Source organism: Rhizobium sp. 01T444 (assembly GCF_056398305.1).
Genome location: NZ_JBFTPD010000259.1, coordinates 1 through 620, shown reverse-complemented (window position 1 = coordinate 620; position 620 = coordinate 1). Strand labels below are relative to the sequence as shown.

General features: G+C 67.7%; 1 protein-coding gene and 1 pseudogene. Both read left to right on the top strand.

Going from position 1 to position 620, the window contains the following annotated elements:
* Positions 1-379 (top strand): annotated as a pseudogene (locus AC1DTN_RS38325) (GTP cyclohydrolase II); the annotation flags it as partial.
* 58 nt (positions 380-437) lie between these two features.
* Positions 438-620 (top strand): hypothetical protein (locus AC1DTN_RS38320; protein ID WP_477925410.1); only part of this gene is annotated, 183 nt, incomplete at its 3' end.

Here is a 620-nt window from a genome sequence, read left to right as displayed (position 1 = left end):
CGGCGAGGTCACCAAGTTCCTGGTCTACAACGCGCGCAAGCGCCAGGTGGGCGGCGACACGGCCGACCAGTACTTCGCGCGCACCGAGTGCGTGGCGGGCGTGCAGGACATGCGCTTCCAGGAGCTGATGCCCGACGTGTTCCACTGGCTCGGCATCCGCAAGATCCACCGGCTGGTGTCGATGAGCAACATGAAGTTCGACGCCATCACGGGCTCGGGCATCGAGATCGGCACGCGCGTGAACATTCCGGATGAACTGATTCCCGCCGATGCCCGCGTCGAGATGGATGCCAAGATGGCGGCCGGCTACTTCACGCCGGGCGCGGTGCCGGACGCCGAGGAACTGAAGAAGGCCAAGGGCCGGAAGCTCGATCAATGAATGCCGCCCGGGCCCGGGTGCGCGCCGAACACGAAACGACAACCATAGGGAGAGCCGGATGAGCAAGGACAACTACGGGCTGGACCCCGAGCGGCCGACGGCCAATCCGGCCGTGCGCAGCGCGGATGCCGAGGGCCATGTCGACCCCGAACTCGAATTCGTGCCGGATGCGACGCAGCCGGCAGGCGCGGCGGCCTTGCTGCGTACCACGCAGGCCGTGCGCGAACGCGCCGCCGCCTTG